This is a genomic window from Cobetia sp., assembly GCF_983723665.1.
In genome coordinates, this window is the sequence record NZ_CFDJES010000172.1 from 1 (window position 1) to 1176 (window position 1176).

The window sequence follows — 1176 nt, forward strand, 5'->3', positions numbered from 1 at the left end:
CCGACAGCACGCCCGCCATTGGCCGTGGTCTGCTGTTGCTGATGGCGATCGCGGTCGCTGCAACTGCCGCCAATCTGTACTACAACCAGCCGCTGCTGGCAGAGATGGCCCGCTCACTGGGCGTGAGCCAGGGCATGATCGGCCTGATTCCCTTCGCGACCCAATTCGGCTACGCCGCCGCCATCCTGCTGATCTCGCCGCTGGGCGACACCATGGACAGCCGCCAGCTTATCCGCAATCTGTCCATCACACTGGCACTGGCCTCACTGGGCATCTCCCTGGCCCCCAGCTTCTGGCCGCTGTTGCTGGCAAGCTTCGTGGCCGGGCTGGGCGCCAACATCACCCAGCAGCTGATTCCGCTGACCGCCTCGCTGTCCACCCCCGAGGCGCGCGGCAAGAACATCGCCACCCTGATGACGGGGTTGAACCATCGGCATACTGCTGTCACGCACTCTGAGCGGCAGCATCGGCGAATACTGGGGCTGGCGCAGCGTCTTCCTGGTCGCGGCCATCCTCGCCGTCATAATCGGTGTGCTGCTGCATCGTCACCTGCCCAGTCGCGCGCCTGCCGTGCAGATGGCCTACCCCAGACTGATCCTCTCGATGGGCACGCTGTTCAAGGAACATGCCCTGCTGCGAGAGTCCGCACTGACCGGCGCACTGTGGTTCGCGGCCTTCAATGCCATGTGGGCGACGCTGGCCATTCACGTCACCGATGCGCCGTTTGACTACAGCGTCCAGCAGGCAGGGCTGTTCGGTATCATCGGGCTGGCCGGCATCTTCGGGGCCAAGGCGGCGGGCCGTCTGGTCAATCGTGTCGGCGCAGGGCGCCTGATCAGCTTCGCCCTGGTGATGGTGCTGGCGTCCTTCGCGGTGCTCGGCCTCTGGGGAAACAGCCTGGCAGGGCTGATCGTCGGAATCATCCTGCTGGACCTGGGCGTCTTCGCGGCCCAGATTCCCAACCAGGTGCGCGTATTCTCGATCGACCCCAAGGCCCAGAGCCGCATGAACGCCGTCTACATGCTGTGCTACTACCTCGGTGCGGCAGCCGGTTCCGCCATCGGCGTCAAGATGATGAGCGTGCATGGCTGGCAGGGCATGTCGCTGTTCGGGCTGGCACTGGCAGCGGTGGCACTGGTGCATCATGGTGTAAAGCAGCGTCGCTCGGCCTCTTCA

General features: G+C 64.9%; 1 protein-coding gene and 1 pseudogene. Both read left to right on the forward strand.

The features are described from left to right. Positions 1 to 104 precede the first annotated feature (104 nt). Positions 105 to 368, forward strand: a pseudogene (locus AC4FAH_RS13145) (MFS transporter); the annotation flags it as partial. Positions 369 to 465: 97 nt separating this feature from the next. After that, positions 466 to 1176 (forward strand): MFS transporter (locus AC4FAH_RS13150; RefSeq protein WP_490246177.1); only part of this gene is annotated, 711 nt, incomplete at its 3' end.